Annotated in this window: 16 protein-coding genes and 1 tRNA gene; 9 read left to right on the forward strand and 8 right to left on the reverse strand. The window is 63.3% G+C overall.

What is annotated here, in order from left to right; all coding sequences use genetic code 11:
* Nucleotides 1-19: 19 nt before the first annotated feature.
* From DAD186_RS09260 to DAD186_RS09270, 3 genes are read left to right on the forward strand one after another with little or no spacing between them, the layout of a single operon-like run.
* Nucleotides 20-1120 (forward strand): Gfo/Idh/MocA family protein, encoded by a 1101-nt coding sequence (locus DAD186_RS09260; RefSeq protein WP_065248427.1) that lies wholly within the window; start codon nucleotides 20-22, stop codon nucleotides 1118-1120.
* A gap of 35 nt (nucleotides 1121-1155) precedes the next feature.
* Nucleotides 1156-1917: a dTMP kinase gene (gene tmk, locus DAD186_RS09265; protein ID WP_065248428.1), complete on the forward strand. Its 762-nt coding sequence runs from the start codon at nucleotides 1156-1158 to the stop codon at nucleotides 1915-1917.
* Nucleotides 1914-3062, forward strand: coding sequence for a DNA polymerase III subunit delta' (locus DAD186_RS09270; RefSeq protein WP_065248429.1), 1149 nt, complete (start codon nucleotides 1914-1916; stop codon nucleotides 3060-3062). Before tmk ends, DAD186_RS09270 begins: the two co-directional genes overlap by 4 nt.
* A gap of 6 nt (nucleotides 3063-3068) precedes the next feature.
* Here the strand turns inward: DAD186_RS09270 and DAD186_RS09275 are convergent, their stop codons facing one another.
* From DAD186_RS09275 to DAD186_RS09285, 3 genes are all read right to left on the reverse strand, one after another.
* Nucleotides 3069-3941, reverse strand: coding sequence for a DUF3027 domain-containing protein (locus tag DAD186_RS09275; protein WP_065248430.1), 873 nt, complete (start codon nucleotides 3939-3941; stop codon nucleotides 3069-3071).
* Between the two features lie 3 nt (nucleotides 3942-3944).
* Nucleotides 3945-4328: a cold-shock protein gene (locus tag DAD186_RS11250; protein WP_065248431.1), complete on the reverse strand. Its 384-nt coding sequence runs from the start codon at nucleotides 4326-4328 to the stop codon at nucleotides 3945-3947.
* Nucleotides 4329-4532: 204 nt separating this feature from the next.
* Nucleotides 4533-5210, reverse strand: a complete 678-nt coding sequence (locus tag DAD186_RS09285; RefSeq protein ID WP_065248432.1) for an endonuclease III domain-containing protein — start codon at nucleotides 5208-5210, stop codon at nucleotides 4533-4535.
* A 163-nt stretch (nucleotides 5211-5373) separates the two neighbouring features.
* Between DAD186_RS09285 and DAD186_RS09290 the strand changes: the two genes are divergently transcribed.
* The gene (locus DAD186_RS09290) at nucleotides 5374-6051 is read left to right on the forward strand and encodes a Crp/Fnr family transcriptional regulator (protein WP_065248830.1); all 678 of its coding nucleotides are present in this window, start codon (nucleotides 5374-5376) and stop codon (nucleotides 6049-6051) included.
* Between the two features lie 95 nt (nucleotides 6052-6146).
* Here DAD186_RS09290 and DAD186_RS09295 read toward each other — a convergent pair whose 3' ends face one another.
* From DAD186_RS09295 to DAD186_RS09305, 4 genes are read right to left on the reverse strand one after another with little or no spacing between them, the layout of a single operon-like run.
* Nucleotides 6147-6995 carry an MBL fold metallo-hydrolase gene (locus tag DAD186_RS09295; RefSeq protein WP_065248433.1) on the reverse strand — a complete coding sequence of 283 codons (849 nt, stop codon included), beginning with the start codon at nucleotides 6993-6995 and terminating at the stop codon, nucleotides 6147-6149.
* Nucleotides 6996-6997: 2 nt separating this feature from the next.
* Nucleotides 6998-7459, reverse strand: coding sequence for a RidA family protein (locus tag DAD186_RS09300; protein WP_065248434.1), 462 nt, complete (start codon nucleotides 7457-7459; stop codon nucleotides 6998-7000).
* Nucleotides 7460-7465: 6 nt separating this feature from the next.
* Nucleotides 7466-7642, reverse strand: coding sequence for a DUF4177 domain-containing protein (locus DAD186_RS10895; RefSeq protein ID WP_150332685.1), 177 nt, complete (start codon nucleotides 7640-7642; stop codon nucleotides 7466-7468).
* 9 nt (nucleotides 7643-7651) lie between these two features.
* Nucleotides 7652-7957, reverse strand: a complete 306-nt coding sequence (locus DAD186_RS09305; RefSeq protein ID WP_082991175.1) for a WhiB family transcriptional regulator — start codon at nucleotides 7955-7957, stop codon at nucleotides 7652-7654.
* A 148-nt stretch (nucleotides 7958-8105) separates the two neighbouring features.
* On the opposite strand from DAD186_RS09305, the gene DAD186_RS09310 reads away from it, so the two are divergent.
* The 5 genes from DAD186_RS09310 (at nucleotide 8106) to DAD186_RS09330 (ending at nucleotide 15363) form a co-directional block, all read left to right on the forward strand.
* Nucleotides 8106-10577, forward strand: a complete 2472-nt coding sequence (locus tag DAD186_RS09310) for a transglycosylase domain-containing protein (protein ID WP_065248435.1) — start codon at nucleotides 8106-8108, stop codon at nucleotides 10575-10577.
* Complete coding sequence (locus tag DAD186_RS09315; RefSeq protein ID WP_065248436.1) at nucleotides 10570-11505, forward strand: metallophosphoesterase; 936 nt, start codon at nucleotides 10570-10572, stop codon at nucleotides 11503-11505. Before DAD186_RS09310 ends, DAD186_RS09315 begins: the two co-directional genes overlap by 8 nt.
* Nucleotides 11506-11619: 114 nt before the next feature.
* Nucleotides 11620-11696: transfer RNA gene (locus DAD186_RS09320), tRNA-Pro, on the forward strand.
* Between the two features lie 379 nt (nucleotides 11697-12075).
* The gene (locus DAD186_RS09325) at nucleotides 12076-13644 is read left to right on the forward strand and encodes a C40 family peptidase (protein ID WP_065248437.1); all 1569 of its coding nucleotides are present in this window, start codon (nucleotides 12076-12078) and stop codon (nucleotides 13642-13644) included.
* A gap of 228 nt (nucleotides 13645-13872) precedes the next feature.
* Entirely contained in the window at nucleotides 13873-15363 is a 1491-nt protein-coding gene (locus DAD186_RS09330) for a beta-N-acetylhexosaminidase (protein WP_065248438.1), read from the forward strand.
* A gap of 12 nt (nucleotides 15364-15375) precedes the next feature.
* Here the strand turns inward: DAD186_RS09330 and DAD186_RS09335 are convergent, their stop codons facing one another.
* The gene (locus tag DAD186_RS09335) at nucleotides 15376-17358 is read right to left on the reverse strand and encodes an Ig-like domain-containing protein (protein ID WP_065248439.1); all 1983 of its coding nucleotides are present in this window, start codon (nucleotides 17356-17358) and stop codon (nucleotides 15376-15378) included.
* Between the last annotated feature and the right edge of the window lie 30 nt (nucleotides 17359-17388).

Raw genomic sequence — 17388 nt, forward strand, 5'->3', positions numbered from 1 at the left:
GCCGGCGTACGGTGGTTGCATGACTGCACCACTGACGCTGCCTGCCACTACCGTCCCCGATCCGGCCGAAGCCCCGGGCCTTCGCTGGGGTGTGATCGCGCCCGGCGGGATCGCCAGGAACTTCATCGGCACGATGCATGCGGCCACCGCTTCGCGCCTCGTGGCGGTGTGCTCGCGTTCGCTCGAGCGCGCACAGGTTTTCGCGGGGGATTTTGAGTCCGACGCCGGCTGCGCCCACGCCTATGCCAACATTGACGAGTTCCTCGCCCACGAAGGGCTCGAAGCCGTCTACGTAGCCTCCCCTCACGCGCAGCATTTCGCACTTGCGAAGAAAGTGCTCGAGGCCGGCATTCCCGTCGTGATTGAAAAACCGATGACCCTCAATGCCGATCAGGCACGCGAGCTTTTCGCCCTTGGACGTGAGAAGGGCGCGTACGTGCAAGAGGCGATGTGGTCGTGCTTCATGCCGCACTACGACGTGATCCGTCAGGTGATCGAGTCGGGAGTCATCGGCGAAGTCACCGCGGTCATCGCCGATCACTGCCAGTACTTTCCGTTCGATCCCGAGCATCGGCTGTACGCACCTGAGCTTGGCGGAGGGGCGCTGCTTGACCTCGGCGTGTACCCACTCGCCTTCGCACACTGGGCTGCGGGATCGCCGAAGCAGGTGCACGCCACGGGAACCCTCACCGCAACGGGGGTCGACGAGATGGTCTCGATCTCGGGTCTCTCGGGCCGCACCGTCTACGCCGTGCAAACGGGGCTCGGTGCGCGCAGTTCGGTCGAGGCGCACGTGCTCGGCACACGCGGCAAAATCGACGTGGACTCGTGGTTTTTCGTGCCGAATTCTTTTACCGTGACCCAGTTCGAAGCGGGGGACAACGGAGAAGACGTGACCGAGCGTTTCACGTACGAGGATTCACTCCCCTACGCCCTTCCCGAGCATCCCGATGGTGGCAACTACGGCATGGCGTTCGAGATTGCAGAGGCCGCACGCAACATTCGCGCGGGAAAGCTCGAATCGCAGCGCTGGGGCGAGCGCGACACCCTCGCTGTTCTCGAAGTGATGGATCGCGTGCGTGAGATTGTTGGCGTGCGCTATCCAGGAGAAGAGAACTAAGGGGCGCATTCATGCGCACCTGAGACAATGGGGCCATGTCGAGCATCGATCCCACAGCACCGCGCACGCCTCTCACTCCCGCCACGGCTTCGCCTTCGCCCACGGGCCTTTTCGTGACGTTCGAGGGTGGCGATGGAGGCGGCAAGAGCACGCAAATTCCGCTGCTCGAAAAATGGCTTCGCAGCGAAAGCTCCCCTTTCGCGGGGGCCGAGGTCACCGTGACGAAGGAGCCGGGCGGTAGTCCGCTCGGCGCCCAGATCAGGGAGCTGATCCTCCACTCCGATCACGTTTCTGACCGCTGCGAGGCTTTGCTTTACGCTGCCGATCGCGCTCATCACGTCGAGACCGTCGTGCGGCCAGCCCTCGAATCAGGCGGGATCGTCGTCGGCGACCGCTACCTCGATTCCTCCGTCGCGTATCAGGGGGCGGGTCGAGCGCTCGACCCGAGCGATGTGTATGAGCTCTCCATGTGGGCTACCCAGGGTCTCCTCCCCCATGTCACGTTCCTCCTCGACATCACCCCCGAGGCTCTCGCCGAACGCCGCGAGAAAGCCTCGCTCGATCGCCTCGAGCGCGAGGGCATCGAGTTCCACGAGGCCGTACGTGCCGCCTTCCTCGATCTCGCACGCCGCGACCACGAGCGGTGGATCGTGATCGACGCTTCGCGGTCGATCGACGACGTCCACGTCGAGATCACGCAACGCCTCGCGGACTGGGTTCGCGTCAATGCCCATACCCTCACCGGAGCGGCCGAGCATCCCGTCGAGGGCACTACCGAACCGGATTCGCTCCTGTGAGCGTCTACGACACGGTCGTGGGCCAAGCAGCCGCGGTCGCGCAGCTGTCACGTGCGGCCTCGCCCGAAGGCTCTCTCGCCCAGGCGTGGCTCATCGCGGGCCCGCCCGGTTCCGGTCGCTCGAGCATCGCGCGTGCCTTCGCCGCGAGCCTCTTGTGCGACAACCCCGTGAGCGGCCAGGGCTGCGGCGAGTGCCAGCCGTGCCGCACCGTCCTCGCGGGCAGCCACGGCGACATTACGGTCGTGCGCACCGAGACGCTCACGATCTCGAAGAATGAGGTCCGTGAGCTCGTGGCGACCGCGCAACGCGCGCCCTCTTCGGGCCGCCACCGCGTGCTCATCATTGAGGATGCCGACCGCATGAGCCCCGGTACGTTCAACGTGCTCCTCAAGGCCATCGAGGAACCGCCCCCGCGAACCGTATGGATGCTGTGCGTACCCTCGCCCCAGGACCTCGCGCAGACGATCCGTTCGCGCTGCCGCGTCGTCAACCTCCAAGTGCCTCCGCCCGAAGCCGTCGCCGCGCTCCTCATCGACCGTGATGGGATTTCACCCGAACTTGCGCACCGAGCCGCCGCGAGCGCCCAGGGTCACATCGGGATCGCCCGCCGCTACGGTCTGAACCCCGATTCTCTTGCCGAGCGCGAGGATTCGGCGCGGAAGCTTCTTGCACTCACCAGCGTCGGCCACGCCATCGCCTTCGCGAAAACGCTCATCGAACGCGCCGAATCCGAGGCGCACGCCGAAGCGGACGAGGCGAGTTCGCGCGAACGCGAAGCGTTTATGCGCGGTGCTGGAATCGAACCTGGCGGGCGCATCCCGCCAGCTCTTCGCGCCCAGGTCAAGGCCCTCGACGACGAAGCGAAGCGGCGCGCAACCCGGCTTGTCCGTGACGTCATCGACCGCTATCTGCTTGACATCCACTCGGTGCTTCGGGACGTGCTCGCGCTTCAGCTTGAAACTGACGCGCCACTCGTCAATCCCGGCATTGAGCGCGAGCTGAGCGAGCGCACGCGCGTGCACTCGCCGGAGACGACTCTCGCGCTCCTCGATGCCGTGGGCACGGCACGCGAGCGGGTCGGCATGAACGTGCCGCCGCAACTCGCACTCGAGGCGCTCCTCGCCGCGATCGTCGCGGTGCGCTGAACCTCTTTACTCTTCCTCGGTGGCCTTCTTCGCGGCGAGCTTTTCCTGCTCTTTCTTCAGGAGCGCCTCGTCGATGATCGACTTTTCCTCGAACCGGTCTTCGTAGTCCACGGCTTCTTCGTCGAGGACCTTCTCGGGTAGGTCCCCCGCGATGCTCTGCTTCTCGGCGTCGGTTTCCGAGTGCGCACCGCAGCCGTATTGGAGCGACACGACGCGACCATCGGCAGGCGACCACTCATTCGTGCAAATGCCGAACTCCTGACGCAGTGAACCATTGAGCAGGGAGAGGAAACCGCACGAGGCGCACTGCGCCTTCACCGTGCCTTTGCGCCCGCGCTTGCTGACTTCACGAGGCCCGAAGTTGCCGCTCATCCAGCGTTTCGCGGCGTCCTCGCGACCCTCGCGCGACAGCACTCGCTTGCGGCCGAGTCCGAGCTCCCACATGGCCACTCGATCAGCTTCTTCGTCGTCGGTTTGTTCGTAGCCGTGCTCCAGGCGAGAGTCGTCGGCGCTGTAGGGGAGCACATCGTTTTCCCCAACATCGCCGGGGCGCAAACGTTCGGACCACGGCTCCCATTCGGGGGCAAGAAGCGATTCTTCGCCTGGAAGGAGCGCGGTTTCGCACACGGTCGCGACCTTCGCGCGGGGAGCACGAGCGAGTACCGCGATCCAGGTCCACCCCGCGTACCCGGGCATCGTCGCCTCAAAAAAGTGCGTCACGAGGCGCTCACCGCTTGCCTCGGCGCGTACGTGCGCGCCAACCTGATCAGGCTCGGCAACCTCGAGTACGGCGGCGGCAGCCTGTTCAATCGCGGCCGCGCACACGGCATCGAGCTTCGGGGCGCGCGTGCGCGCCTTCGCGGGGGCGGTAAGAGTCATGAATTAAGCCTCAAAGTTGTCGGCAACAGCACGCAACACGGTCGCGATTTTCTGTGCATGACCCCTATCGGGGTAGCGGCCGTGACGCAGCCCATTCGAGGCTCCGTCGAGAAGTTGGATGAGATCTTCGACCATGACGGCCATGTCCTCGGGCTTAACGCGACGGGCGCGAGCAATGCTCGGTGCAGGATCGAGAAGGCGCAGGGTGAGCGCCTGGGGGCCACGGCTGCCATCGACCATGTCGAACTCAACGCGCTGGCCCTTGCGTAGCTGCTGAACCCCTTCGGGGAGGGTCGACGCATGCACGTACACGCTCTGGCCATCCTCGCTCACGAGGAAACCAAAGCCTTTTTCAGCGTCAAAGAACTTGACCTTGCCGTTCGGCACAGTGATTCCTGCCTTTTCTCTCGAGCGCTCACGCGCGTGAAACAGGCTCTAGTCTATCGCGAGCGCTCCGCCGTGGAAAAGGGCAGGCGGTGCCATCACAGCACAGGTCACCTCTGCGCGATATCCAAGGTTCACCGGGTGGGCTTTCGAGTCCGACGCCAGTGCCGCCACGGGGCTTCTTTCTTTTGAAGGCGCGCCTTCGCGTTACTGAGTGAACGCGCTTGGGCATGGAGTCTCGAGTTTCGCGAGCGGGCACTGGGCACACGCAGGTTTTCGCGCCGTGCAGAGGTTCCGCCCATGGAAGATCAACCGGTGCGAAAGCATCGTGAGGTCCACGAGGTCCCGGCAACCGTCGGACTCGGTACGCGCCGTCACGTCCCGCTCAACCGTGCGCGGAGTGGTGCTTTCGCTCCAACCGAGCCTTCGCGCAAGTCGACCCACGTGCGTATCGACCGTGAGCAGTGAGTGACCGAACCACACTCCGCGCACGACATGCGCCGTTTTCCGCCCCACGCCCGCGAGTGATTCGAGGGCCTTTTGATCGTCGGGCACCTCTCCGCCGAAGTCTGTGGCAAGGCGCGCGGAGAGCTCCTGCACGTGGCGGGTGCGGCGCGTGGCCATCCCAAGTGGGCGCAAAATAGACTCGATCTCCTCCTCGGGCGCGGATGCCATCGCTTGCGCATGTGGCCAGCGTTCGAACAGCTCGGGAGTCACGGCGTTCACCCGCGCGTCCGTGGTTTGCGCCGAGAGCACGGTCGCCACGAGAAGTTCGAACGCCGTAGAAAAGTTCAGTTCGCATTTCGCGTCGGGATAGAGCTTCGCGAGCTCGAAATCGACACGCTCCACCGCGGGAATTGCCTGGTCCTTCAGTCCCGAATTCATGAAGCCATTGTGCACTCGTGTCCAGGGACGCAGAAACCGCGCGGCAAGTTTCCGGATTTCTCTAGGCCTGATCACGAATCAGGTATTAGTGTTAAGAAGTACGCGTGTGCGCAATGCACACCCCAAAAATTTCCGCTACACCAGCGCAACCACAGGAGGAACCGTGGACGAGAACATCGTTCGTTCAGCACCGCTATTCGCCGCGCTCGATGACGACGGCAAGCAGGCTGTCCTCGCTTCGATGACTCAGGAGGACTTCCACCGCGGCTCGGTCGTGTTCCGCGAAGGTGACCAGGGCGACCGCCTCTTTATCATCGCGAGCGGCAAGGTTAAGGTCGGTCACGCCTCCGGCGACGGTCGCGAGAACCTTCTCGCTGTGCTCGGCCCGGGCGAAACCCTCGGCGAGCTTTCGCTTTTCGATCCGGCACCGCGTAACGCCACGGCAACCGCCGTTGCCGAGACGACTCTCTACTCCCTCTCTCAGCAGGATCTCTACCGTGTGCTCGCCCAGCGCCCCGAGGTAGCCCGCCACCTCCTCGCTTCGCTCGCACGCCGCCTGCGCAAGACCAACGATTCGCTCGCGGATCTCGTGTTCGCGGACGTTCCCGGCCGTGTCGCGAAGAACCTCCTCGACCTCGCTCAGCGCTTCGGCCGCCAAAGCGATGAGGGCATCATGGTCTCGCACGGCCTTACGCAGGAAGAGCTCGCCCAGCTCGTCGGCGCTTCGCGCGAAACAGTGAACAAGGCACTCGCCGACTTTGCACACCGCAACTGGATTCGCCTCGAGGCTCGCGCCGTGCTGCTCCTCGACATCGAGCGTCTGCGCCGCCGCGCACGCTAAGGAACGCGCGAAACACTCTGCAACAAAGGAAGGGAGCGAACCCCTAGCGGTTCGCTCCCTTCCTTTTTCTTACGGCTCTCGCCTCATGAGCGCGGCTAAACCCGGTCGGCACCCGTGATGTATTCAAGCGCCGCGCGAATGTTGCGCTCCGAACCCTCTCGGAAACTCTCGAGATCGCTCTTGCTCGCGCCCTCCTCACGCAGGGCCGCGTAATCATGTCCGTAGATCTCCTCGAACATGCGCCGCACCGTGAGAACACCGCGCTCGCGCGCTTTCCTCACCTGCTCGAGCCTCTCGCGCCGATGTGCGAGGGCCTCCTGGGAAGCAACGAGCGCCTCGTGGGGAGCTTCAATCGGTTCCCCGTGCCCGGGGTAAAGACCCGAGATGCGCCCATCCATACACATCACGCGAATGATATTGAGGCACTGAAGGTATTCGTGGAGCGTGCAATCCTCGCCCACAACGGTCGGTGCGCCGTTGAGGAGGGTGTCGCCCGTGAGCAATTCACCACCCTCAAGGAGCAGCCCAATCGAATCAGCCGTGTGGCCCGGGAGGTGAATGACGTCGGCGACGATGCGGCTGTCGAGCGAGATCTCGCTCGGAACGGAGGCCGCCCCGGGCACGAGGGCGGGCTCGGCAGCCCACAGCGGCACGGTGATGCCTGTTGCGGAGCTGAGCGCTCGCCGCACCATCGACGTGGCACCCGTGTGGCCTTCGTGGTGGTGGGTCACGATGATCCCCCCCACTCGCCGCGCACCGGTGGCGACAACCGCGTCGACCACCCTTTGCGCGTGCTCGCGCACCGCGGGACCTGGATCAACGATCCACACGGTGCGCTGAGCGGTAAAGATATAGGTGCGCGTGCCGTCAAGCGTTCGCGGCCCTGAATTCGGGGCGAGCACCCACGAAAGCTGCACGCCGGAAGAATCGGGCTCGCGGTTCATCGTTAGCGGAACTCCACGAGGAGGTCGACCTCAACGGCAGCATCGAGCGGGAGCGCGGCAACGCCCACCGCGGCACGCGAGTGCGAGCCCGCCTCCCCGAGGACGTCACCGAGCAGTTCGCTCGCACCGTTGATCACTCCGGGTTGCGCCGTGAACTCGGGAGCCGACGCCACGTAGCCGGTAACCTTCACGACGCGCGTAATGCGATCGAGGTCCCCGATCTCAGCTTTGATTGCCGCGAGAGCGTTGAGGGTGGCCTTCTCGGCTTCCTTCTTCGCCACCTCGGCCTCGACGTCTGCGCCGACCTTGCCGGTCACCTCGAGCTTGCCACCCACGAGAGGCAACTGGCCGGAGGTCTGCACGGTGTTTCCGGTGACAACGGCCGGAACGTACGCCGCAACGGGCTTCGCCACCTCGGGAAGGGTCAGTCCGCGCTCACTGAGCTTTTGTTCGACGGTACTCATAGGAAATCAGGCTCCTTCATTAATGGGTCGCTTGAAATAAGCGACGAGGGATTCGGGGCCCTGAGGGCCTTGGATGACCTGGACGAGCTCCCAGCCGTCGGAGCCGAAATTGTCCAGAATCGCCTTGGTGTTGTGAATGAGCAGAGGTGTGGTGAGATATTCCCACTTCTGAATCGTAGCCATGCTCCCAGCTTAGCCGGGCGTGCTTGAACCTTTCCGGTTCTCGAGCACAGGCAGCCACGACGTAATCGACGGGTGTTCACGAAGGAGGCGGCGGCGCTCACGCTCGGTCATGCCTCCCCACACGCCGAACTCAATCCGATTGTCGAGCGCATCGGCGAGGCATTGGTTGAGGACCGGGCACGAACGGCACACCACTTTGGCCTTGTGCTGATCGGCGCCCTGGACGAAGAACTCTTCCGGATTGAGGCTTGCGCACGCGCCCTGCGATGCCCAATGACGCGTGTCGTGCAACGTGTCAACACTGCTCACGCTCACTGTCACACCTCCCGAATTAGCTCGCTTCGAATTTTGGCGTGATCCCATACTAATGAAAGTGTGACGCGACCCCCAATTCGGGAACCTGCGCACAACTTTCACACGCGCGATACTCACCTTCGCGCACTCCTCTTAGTAGGGTGTGAGCATGCCAGAGTCTCAGCAGGAGCCATTGGTCCGTTCCGATCCAGGTGAACCGACCACCACTCTCACCCAAGCGCTCACCGGCGTGGGCGGTTTGCTCGCCGTGTGCACTCTCGCGGGCATTCTGCTCGCCGCCTTCTTCCTTCCGGTCGTGACCGCGATGTCGGCAGCCGGGAAGGACGGCGTGAACCTCTTTAATTCTCTCCCGAGCGAACTCGATGTCGCACCGCTGAACGAAGCCTCCCGCATCGAAGCGGCTGACGGCAGCCTGCTGGCGACCTTCTACTCCGAGAACCGCATCATGGTTCCGCTCGACAAAATCGATGAAGATCTTCAGCACGCCGTGGTCGCCATTGAGGATCGCCGCTTCTATCAGCACAACGGCTTCGATCCCCAGGGCACGTTCCGTGCACTCGCCTCGAACCTCGCGGGCAATAGCCTCCAGGGCGGCTCGACCCTCACCCAGCAGTACGTGAAGAACGCTCTTCTCATGGACGCCTTCCAGCGCGGTGACGATGAAGCGATTCAGGCCGCAACCGAATCCTCACTCATCAGGAAGCTTCGCGAGGCCAAAATCGCGATTTCCCTCGAGAAAAAGTGGAGCAAGGACGAGATCCTCAACGGCTACCTCAACGTTGCACAGTTCGGGCCCTCCCAGTACGGCGTCGAAACTGCTGCGCAGCATTACTTCTCGAAGAGCGCTGCGGATCTCACCCCGGGCGAAGCAGCGCTTCTCGCCGGTATTACGAACTCACCAAACGGCAATGACCCCGTGAAGCATCCGAAGAACGCCACCAAGAGGCGCAACCAGGTGCTTCACGACATGTACCAGCTGGGCTATATCAGCCAAGAGGACTACGAAGCGGCAAAGAATCAGCCCATCGAAGACATGCTCAAGGTCACCGATTTCCGCGCGGGTTGCTCGACTGCCGGCGGCAGCGGTTTCTTCTGCGACTACGTGACCCGCACGCTCCTCAACGATCCAGCCTTTGGCAAAACGAAAGAGGATCGCCGCAAACTCCTCTACGGGGGCGGCCTCACGATTAAGACCACCCTTGATCCGGCACGTCAGAAGATGGCGGAAGATATCGTCAATCGCAAGGTTCCGGCTGATTCGGAGTCGGGCTTCGGCCACGCGATCGTGAGCGTTGAACCAGGCACGGGAAACATCCGCGTGATGGCGCAAAACCGCAAGTTCAACCCTTACAAGGATGCGAAGCCGGGCGAAACCTCGCTTAACTACACGGCCCCCAGCTATCTTGGCGGCGGCAACGGCTTCCCCGTTGGCTCGACCTTTAAGGCCTTCGTTCTCACGACCTTCCTCAGCAACGGAGGTTCGATTTGGGACTCCGTGGGCCGCGGCTCGGGCACGTTTAATGACTTCCCTGCGAAATGCCTTCGTCATGGCAAGTGGCGCGAGCCGGCCGGGTGGAGACTCAAGGATTCGGGTCGCGATATCCATGGCTCGATGAGCGTCCTCGACGCCACCAAATTCTCGATCAACACCGCATATGCCAACATCGCACTACGCACAGACCTCTGCAGTATTGCGGAAACGACCCGCGCGCTAGGCGCAATTCCGGGCAAATGGGACGACTCAATCCCGGCCAACAAAGAAAAGCCAGTCAACGACATCCTCGGCGCAGATCTCTCACCCGCAACCCAGGTGATCGGCGAGATCAATATTCCGGCCGTAAGCATGGCAGCTGCGTACGCTGCATTTGCGGCGGAAGGCAACTACTGCAAACCGCAAGCAATCGAAGCGGTGGTCGACCGTAACGGCAAGGAACTTCCATTCACGAAGTCGCAATGCTCGCAAGTCATCAAACCCGAGGTGGCAAACGCGGTCGCGTGGACCCTTATGCAGGGCCTTTCGGATCCGAAAGGCACCGGCAAGGGCAAGATTATTCCCGGCCACGACGCTGGTGGAAAGAGCGGCACCTCTGGCAAGCAGTACCACACGTGGTACGTGGGCTTCACAAAGAATCTTTCAACCGCCGTGTGGTTCGGCAACCCCACCGCTAACAAAAGGCCCACCGGAGTGAAGGTAGACGGGCAACCCCTTGTAGGCAACGTCTGGGGTCGTACCGTTTCTCTTCCCACATGGCACGAGTTCATGATCAAGGCGCACGAGGGGCTCCCCTCCATCCCCTTCCCACCGAAACCTGAAGGGGTTCAGCGCGCACCGCACACGCCTGACTCGAGCGGCTCAAGTGAAGATGGCGGCGGCGCACCCGCACCGAACCCGGCACCTACCCCGGAGCCGGCACCGGCTCCTGCTCCCGCTCCCGCGCCAGAGCCAGGCGGAGAGCCACCGGCGGAGAACGCTCCCCCCGAGGGCGAGGCCAACGCCAGTGCCCCCGAGCCGGCTCCGCCCGCACGCGAGGAGGCGCCCGAGGGCTACCGGTACGTGTACCCGGGCGACCCCGACTACGACGATTATGTGGAATACGAGGAGTACTACCCCGGTGACTAGCGAAAAGCCCCTCGCTATTCTTGGCGGCGCCGCTCTTCTGGCAACCGTCGGAACTGCTGCAGGCGCCCACGTGTGGGCCCGCCATATCGAGATCAACCTTTTCGAAATCCGCGCACTCGACCTGCATGTTCTCCCTTACGGGACCCAGCCAATCCGCGTGCTCCATATGTCGGATGCCCACTTGCTCCCCGAACAAACGAAGAAACGCGAATTTTTGCGAAGCCTCGCCTCGCTTGAACCCGATCTTGTCGTCAATACCGGCGACAACGTGGCGAGCGAAGGTGCTATCGATGCCATCGCACGCGATATCGCGCCGCTGCTCGAACGCCCGGGGGTTGTGGCCCTCGGCTCCAACGATAAATACGCGGCAGGGAAGCGAAACATTTTCCGCTATCTCCTTCGCGATCCCAGGCCAAAGAACTTCCGTGACGGCGTTCAAAATGAGCCGCTCGAGGTCGAACGGCTCGTGGAAAAATTGACCGCTGGCGCCTGGTCGAATGTTTCGAACGCTCGAGCCCTCCTCGAGCTTCCGGGCTGCGATATCGAGGTTGTCGGGGTCGATGACCCTCACCTCGAACACGACGAGTTTCCCCCAGTAGATCCGGCGTGTGCCGCCAGGACCACTCGCCCTTCCTTCAAGATTGGCGTCACCCATGCGCCCTATAAGCGCGTGCTCGACCAGTTTGTCGACGATGGGTGCGACCTCATTTTCGCGGGGCACACTCACGGAGGCCAGCTTGCCCTTCCGTATTTTGGCGCGATCGTGACGAATTGCGATCTTCACCGTTCACAGGCGAAAGGACTCAGTTTCCATCGAGGCGTTCCGCTGCACGTCAGTGGCGGTATTGGCGCGAGCCCCTTCTACAACATGCGGTTTGCTAACCGGCCCGAGGTCACGCTCCTCACGCTCAAACCGCGCCTCACCTAGCGCCCGGCGCGCCGCACGGTGGTGGCGATCACGCCACATCAATTCGCTTCGCAGCGAGGCGAGGCGCTATAGTTGATGAGGTTCGCGGGGCCCATGCGGCCCGAGCGCTCTATTCGGGGTGTGGCGCAGCTTGGTAGCGCGCTTCGTTCGGGACGAAGAGGTCGCAGGTTCAAATCCTGTCACCCCGACCAAGAAAAAGCCTCCGCTTAGGCGGGGGTTTTTCTTTTGCCCGAAAACTCAACGCACTTTCTTCTTCGATATCGGAGGGCGTTCACTTAAATACATCTCTTGGAATTACACGGATGTAACTACCACGATGACATCCTTTTGAAAAGCCGCCGCGGCATCACTTTGGGCAAAAAGGAGTAAAAGTTTGGCAAATCCGATGCTCTGAATGATTCCTGAGAGTTCCCGTCCACCCCTCCCCTCCCCTAATGTGGAGCGCGGGTCATGCACGTGACTCACCCCCGTGATCGCTTCCCGTCACCTCGGGGGTAGCTTCCTCGATGTGCACCCTGTGGCGGGAGTTGGTGTAAGCACCAATCGCGAGGGTAGGAAAGTTGCTCCCCAATGCTTCGTACCGCACAGCGTGGCACTCATCGTGCCGAAGGCCCCGCCGTCATCGACTACGGCAGCCTTCTCGCCCCTGTCTCGAAGGGTGCCGTCGGCGCCGCTGCTCTGACTGCCGTCGCCGCCACGGCCGCAACCGGTCTCGAGTTCGCCCCTGCAAACGCCGCTCCTTCGACCCATAACGGTCCCGTTTCGCAGGCAGGCACCAAACTCCCGTCGATCTCCGCACTCGGCTCCAAGCCCCTGCGCACCGGTCAGCGCGGCCAGCAAGTTCAGGCACTCCAGTCACTCCTCAACCACCACGGCGCAAGCATCAAGATCGACGGTTCGTTTGGCCGTAAGACTCGCAACGCCGTCGTGACATTTCAGTCCTCTTCCGGCATTGGCGTGGACGGCGTCGTGGGCGCCCGCACTCGCTCGGCGCTCGTCTCGAAAAACCCGACCTCGGTCAACACCACCCCGAAGCTGCGCCCCGGATCGCGCGGCGATGCGGTCAAGAACCTCCAGAGCCTCCTGAACAAGGCCGGCGCCAACATTAAGGTCGACGGCGTGTTCGGCCGCGGAACGAAAACCGCGGTGCGGAACTTCCAGTCCTCCGCCGGCGTTGGCGTGGACGGCGTCGTGGGCCCCCGCACCTGGGGCAAGCTCAACTCGGGCGCTGGCTCGGCTGCCGCCTCGACGAACAAAGCGGCGGTCAACAACACCCCGAAGCTCCGCAGGGGCAACCGCGGCGGTGCCGTCAAGAACCTCCAAAGCCTCCTGAACAAGGCCGGCGCCAACATTAAGGTCGACGGCTCCTTCGGCCGCGGCACCTACAACGCCGTGCGCGACTTCCAGTCGGCAGCCGGCATCGGCGTCGACGGCGTCGTGGGCCGCCGCACCTGGGACAAGCTCAACTCGGGCAAGGTCTCGGTTTCGGCCTCCGGCTCGGCTGAGCGTGCCGTGAACAACACCCCGAAGCTCCGCAGGGGCAGCCGCGGTGGCGCCGTCAAGAACCTCCAGAGCCTCCTCAACAAGGCAGGCGCAAACATCAGCGAAGACGGCAAGTTCGGCCGCGGCACCTACAACGCCGTGCGCGACTTCCAGTCGGCAGCCGGCATCGGCGTCGACGGCGTCGTGGGCCGCCGCACCTGGGACAAGCTCAACTCGGACAAGGTTGAGATCGCGACGGCGACCCCCGCTTCGCTCTCGACCCCGAAGAAGACGTCGACGAAGTCCGATGCGTCTGGCGAGGCGATCGTGGCGAGCGCCAAGAAATACCTCGGCACCCCCTATGTATGGGGCGGCTCTTCGACCTCGGGCTTCGACTGCTCGGGACTCACCTCGACCGTGTATCGCGAGCACGGCATCTCCATCCCGCGCACGGCTCGTAAGCAGGCCTTCGGTGGCACGATCATCTCGGAAAGCGAAGCGCAGGTGGGCGACCTCGTCGTGTTCACGCAGAACAACTACGGCCACGTGGGCATCTACGCGGGCGATGGCAAGATCGTGGACGCGAGCCGCTCGCGCAATAAGGTCGTTCACCGAGATATTTGGACGTCGAAGGTTATCTACGTCACATACCGCTGACCGGTAGAGGGGTTCGATCCTGACGCAACGCGTCGTGGGAAGAGGATCGAGGCCACACCGATCAGTCATGCGGGCAGCCCCTCGGGGCTGCCCGTTTTTATGTCCGACGGCACCCCGACTTCACCGCTCTTTCCCTTTTCCAGCGTGCACCTATCCCCTCATGGCAGGGTTGAGCTGTATCTTTGCGCTCGAGCGCGCGGAGCCCGCCCCATCTACCCGAGGAGTGACATGTCCACGAACCCTGAACTCAATACCGCTCCCCTGCCCCTCATCCCCGAACCGGTTTCGGTGCGCTTTGGGAACACCCCTGCGGAGGACTGGGTGACGTCGGATCCGTTTGGCGAGGTCACGGTGGGCGTCAACAAGGATCTCCCCCGCACCGATTTCTCCATTACGATCCACAAGAAGGGCGCCTCGATTACGGCGGGTAGCGAGGCAGCGCTCGCCGATGGCCGCAACGCCTTCGCGCAGATCGTGCACCTTTCAGCAGTGCGTTCGCAGCTCGCAGCCGCGGCGACGGTGACTACCGAGCAACCGTCGGACCCCACCTACCGCATCCCGGCACTAACCTTGAACGACTCTCCCAAGCACGCATGGCGCGGCCTCCTCGTGGACCCCGCGCGGCATTTCCTTCCGGTTGAGGACCTCAAACGGCTCATCACGGTGATGGCCGTGTACCGCCTCAACGTTTTGCACCTGAACCTCACGGATGATCAGGGCTGGCGCTTCGAGGTAAGCGGCTACCCGCGGCTCACCGAGGTTGGCGCGTGGCGCGAGCGTACGGTTGAGGGCACCCCGCAGTTTGAGGGTGAGGACACGTTCGCCGAAGATCGCCACGGCGGCTTCTATACCCAGGATGAGCTGCGCGAACTCGTGCAGTATGCGCGCTCACGCGGCGTGACTCTCGTGCCTGGCGTGAATCTTCCGGGCCACGCACAGGCGGCGATCGCGGCGTATCCGAATCTGGGGAACTTCCCCGAGCGTCAGCTTCTCGTGCGTGAAACCTGGGGCGTGAGCGATCACGTGCTCGGTACGTCCGAAGCCTCGTTCCAGTTTGTTCGTGACGTTCTCGAGCAGGTTGCGGAGATTTTCGACTCGCCCTTCGTCCACGTCGGCGGCGAAGATGCACCCCTGACCGAATGGGAACGCTCACCCGAGGCGCGCACACGCCGCGAGGAGTGGGGATATTCGCGCGAGAGCGAAATCCTCGGCCGCTTCATCACCTTCGCGGGCGAGGTGCTGCGTGACAAGGGGAAGCGCCTTGCGGTGTGGGATTCCGCAGCCCTTGTGCGTATTCCCGACGATGCGATTGTGCTCGCGGGGGGCGAGCCGAAGGGCGTGAAGGCTGCGACGTCGCGTGGTTTCCAGACCGTTGCGGCACCCGAGTCGGTGCTCGGGCTTGATCGCGTGCAGAGCCGAAACGAGCCAGCGGGCGCACACCCCGTTTTGAGCCTCGAGGACGTGCTCAAGGCGAGCCCGCTTCCGAAAAAGCTCAGCGATGAGCACGGCAAGCTCGTACTCGGCATCGAAGCAACGGCGTTCGGTCAGTTCATTCCCACGGCCCGTCACCTCGAGTACATGCTGTTCCCGCGCCTCGTGGCGGTCGCGCAGCACGCGTGGGGGTCGTCGATCGACACCGAGGAGCTTCACGAACGCCTGCGCGCGCACGAGGCACTTCTCGCCCACCTCGGCGTTGAGTCCCGCAAAATCCTCGACTAGGGGCGCGAATTCTTAGAGGTCCGCACCGCGGTCTTTACGCATTTGCCCCCCGACCCAGAGGGACACGATTCCCGTAAAGATGAGCAGTGCCGTGCTCGTCATGAACACCGCGAATGTCGCGCTCGAGGAAGGCATGAGGCGCCCGAAAATGGCGCTTAGCCCCGCGTCGCGCGACGTGGACGCAGTGCTCGGAACGAGCGGCTCGACATCGATCACAATGTGGGCGCTCGTGCGCAAGCCCGCCGAGTCTTCGACCGTGTATTCGATGGGTGTAGTGCGACCCACGAACGTGTTCGCGGGGGTAAAGCGCACGCCGCCGGCGCTTGTCACCTCGAAAACTCCTTCCTCGGGGATTTCGAGGCGACGGCCCGAGCCTGCAACGAGTTCTTCAATATTGGTGGCTCGTGAGCTACGCAGCACGAGTGTTGAGGAATCGAAGGTCTGACCAGGACTCGCGGGAGTGTCGTTGCCGAGCACGTCAATGGTCACGGAGTTCACTCGGCTGTTTGAGAGGGCCTCGTCGTCACGCGCGGTGGGCACGGCGCTCGCGTATTGAGCGTGGAGAGTTCCGCTCGTGGTGTTGGAAGCGAGGACGCTTTCGATCGTGAAGGTGGCGACGTGGGGCGAGCTGCGCAGCACCGTATCGGGAGTGAATGCCACGGCGCGGGAGTCGGGGTCGAATTCCCACACCCCCTCGCCAGGCACCGTCATTCTCTTGCGATCGGAGGAAAGGGTCGTGCCCTGCGGCATGTCGCGCTCGGTAAACGCGAAAGTGTAGGGCTGAACGTTGAGGGATCCATCAAGGGGCGTGAACATCGCCACCTGGCCCCACTTCGCGGCTGTATAACGTGCGCCAACCTGGGGGTAGCCGACGCTCATGGGTGCAACCGAGGACGTGTTGCCGTCGAGATCTTTGCCTTTCACCCCCATGGGCGTCACGTCACGGACTTTGTCGCCGAGCGGAGTGAAGGTCAGGGTCTGCATGTTCCGGTCGAGCCCCCATGTTCCCTGATCGGCAACGGTCACTGAGAGGCCGTCGTCGGAGGTGTAGTAAGAGGTCTCGCCACCGAACGGCGCAAGCTCAAGCGTTGACGGATCGACGTTGGCCGCCGCGCTCGCGAGGTCAAAGGTCACCGGTGCTCCGTAACCTGCGGCGCGCGTCACGTCTCTGATGGCGGGGGTTTTGACTGTCACGGTGCCTTTGGCGACGGGCTGATATTTCGTGTCGCGCCCTTCGAGCGTGATGGGTCTCGGTTGAGTCCCGAGCCTTTCCCGCCTCGGAGTGAAGGTCACCTGTGCCCGGTCATCGGTCGCGAGTGCCCACGTTCCTTCATCGGGAACGATGAGACGCGTGCCGTCTTCCACGAGCGTGCTGCCCGCGGGAAGCCCTTCAAGCGTGAAGGCGAGCGAGGAAGGGTCCACGCCCGTGCCGTCGAGGGCAAGGGGAACCGTGACCTTTTCGCCTTCCGAGGCGCGTGCGCTCACGCTCGGGATTCCGGGATACGTCACGGTCAGGGTGACGGGTGCGGATTCGTATCCGGTCTTCGAACGCACCGAGAATTGCACGCTGTGGGATCCTCCTGCCTCGGAATTTTCGGGAGTGAACCTCACTCGCGTGTCCGTGATCTCCCACTTTCCCACGCCTTTGACAGAGAGCTTCTTACCGCCGCTCGTGGGCCTCGCGTCCTCGGATTCGGTGCTCGAAAGAAGCCTCATCGAATCCGTGTCGAGTGTCTCGAGGTCCTCCGCGGACACCATGAGAAACAGGTCAAAATCCCCGGGGTTGCCAAGGGTTGCCGTGTGTTTGAGCGCCGCTGGATCCGCGGGCAGTGTGAAGGGGCCATCTTCGCCGAGTGCGTGAGCGGCGGGAATAAGTGCCACGGCACCGGGCCCCTGGGCCGCGGGAGCGAGTGCGGGTCCGACGGTTGCCGCAAGAACAAGCGCGCACGCTGCGGTGCGCGCGAGAGCACTCCGGAGAATCGATTTCCGGTGCACGATTCTCCTTCCCACGATTACCTCGAATTC

The sequence above is a fragment of the Dermabacter vaginalis genome (assembly GCF_001678905.1).
Lineage (GTDB): Bacteria > Actinomycetota > Actinomycetes > Actinomycetales > Dermabacteraceae > Dermabacter > Dermabacter vaginalis.

What these genes read in the sequence shown, in the direction of transcription:
- DAD186_RS10895 (WP_150332685.1), bottom strand. Translation starts at nt 7,642, where the DNA reads ATGGCTACGATTCAGAAGTGGGAATATCTCACCACACCTCTGCTCATT.
- DAD186_RS09325 (WP_065248437.1), top strand. Translation starts at nt 12,076, where the DNA reads ATGCTTCGTACCGCACAGCGTGGCACTCATCGTGCCGAAGGCCCCGCC.
- tmk (WP_065248428.1), top strand. Translation starts at nt 1,156, where the DNA reads ATGTCGAGCATCGATCCCACAGCACCGCGCACGCCTCTCACTCCCGCC.
- DAD186_RS09295 (WP_065248433.1), bottom strand. Translation starts at nt 6,995, where the DNA reads ATGAACCGCGAGCCCGATTCTTCCGGCGTGCAGCTTTCGTGGGTGCTC.
- DAD186_RS09310 (WP_065248435.1), top strand. Translation starts at nt 8,106, where the DNA reads ATGCCAGAGTCTCAGCAGGAGCCATTGGTCCGTTCCGATCCAGGTGAA.
- DAD186_RS09300 (WP_065248434.1), bottom strand. Translation starts at nt 7,459, where the DNA reads ATGAGTACCGTCGAACAAAAGCTCAGTGAGCGCGGACTGACCCTTCCC.
- DAD186_RS09330 (WP_065248438.1), top strand. Translation starts at nt 13,873, where the DNA reads ATGTCCACGAACCCTGAACTCAATACCGCTCCCCTGCCCCTCATCCCC.
- DAD186_RS09260 (WP_065248427.1), top strand. Translation starts at nt 20, where the DNA reads ATGACTGCACCACTGACGCTGCCTGCCACTACCGTCCCCGATCCGGCC.
- DAD186_RS09275 (WP_065248430.1), bottom strand. Translation starts at nt 3,941, where the DNA reads ATGACTCTTACCGCCCCCGCGAAGGCGCGCACGCGCGCCCCGAAGCTC.
- DAD186_RS09285 (WP_065248432.1), bottom strand. Translation starts at nt 5,210, where the DNA reads ATGAATTCGGGACTGAAGGACCAGGCAATTCCCGCGGTGGAGCGTGTC.